Source organism: Kitasatospora sp. NPDC093558, from assembly GCF_040683475.1.
Classification (GTDB): Bacteria; Actinomycetota; Actinomycetes; order Streptomycetales; family Streptomycetaceae; genus Kitasatospora.
On record NZ_JBFBDY010001319.1, the window covers coordinates 1 to 1,150 of the forward strand.

The 1,150-nt window shown below is 70.1% G+C and carries 1 protein-coding gene; it reads right to left on the reverse strand.

Annotation, left to right across the window (positions count from 1 at the left end):
* The coding region (gene casA / locus AB0O00_RS40665) for a type I-E CRISPR-associated protein Cse1/CasA (RefSeq protein ID WP_363659689.1) at window positions 1-1,150 on the reverse strand (1,150 nt) is incomplete at both ends.

A 1,150-nucleotide genomic window follows, 5' to 3' on the forward strand; every position in this document is an offset into this window, starting at 1 on the left:
GTTGTTGACGGCCTTCGCGAGCTGTTCCGCCTGTTCGGCGACATCCAGAAGGAGTCGGCGGACTTCGCTGTCCTGGTGGAGGGCGAGCAGCGGAAGGGGGATGGCGTCATGGATCACGTCCTCGACGACGGAGGACTGGGTGCCGTAGACCACGCCGAAGGTCTCGACCTGCAGCGGGTAGTCGGCCGGAAGTTGGCCGTCCTCCCGCAAAGCGCTGATCTGGTCGAGCAGGATGCTGGTCTCGAAGCCGTCGGTGCTCTGGCGGGTGGGTGCAAGGAGGGCTTCCAGGCCGCGCCAGGCCGCCTTGCCCTGGGTGTGGCGGCGCGGCCTGCGCTCGGGCAGGGCAGAGGCCGACTTCTTCGCGGGCACGGTGAACGTCCAGGCAGTGTGCGGCTCCAGCTCGGGCATGGGGCTGAGCCGGTCGCCGGCACCGATGACCACCCGGGCGACTTTCAGCCCGCCGCTCTCGTCCTGGTGCGGGATGAGCCGGATCCGCCGGGCCTGCCAGGTCCAGAGGTCGAGGAGGCCCTCCGCCGCGCGTGATGTCCACCCTGGGCCGTGCGGGCCGCGTTTCCATTGCGGACTGCCGAAGCGGCCGGGCGGGGTGATCGGGAGGTTCAACAGGAGGGTCTCGTACAGGGTCCGACCGGTGGGGACGATCACCCCGAGCTGGCCGAGCGGACCGGTGGGGTTCCCCGTCGTCTTGCCCGCCTTGACCTCGGGGTCGCCGACAACTCCGGTCTTGATCGCCGCCGTGTCCCAGCAGTGGGCGTGCAGGAGCCAGTGGGCGGCCTGGGCCGGCGTCAGGTCGAGCGGGTCGGCGTCGGTGCGACTGGCGAACAGCGGGACGTTGTTGCCGCTCGCCGCGGTCGCGACCAGGGCAGCGGAGCCCTTCGTCTCGTCCTTGGCAGTCCGTAGCCCGGCGACCTGCCCGAACGGAGCCACGGAATCGAAGAGGTCGAACTGAGCGCGGTGGCTGTCGAGGTAGACGAAGAGCCGTTCCCGCTCGTCCTCTGTGAACCCGCCCGTCTGGGCTAGGCGCTCGCCCTGTTCCGAAAGGTCCTGGGGGAGGCCTGTCGCGTCGGCGACGACGGGCAGCAGGACCTGACGCAGGACAGCCGGAAGCTGGGTGGAGAACTCGACGACGAGG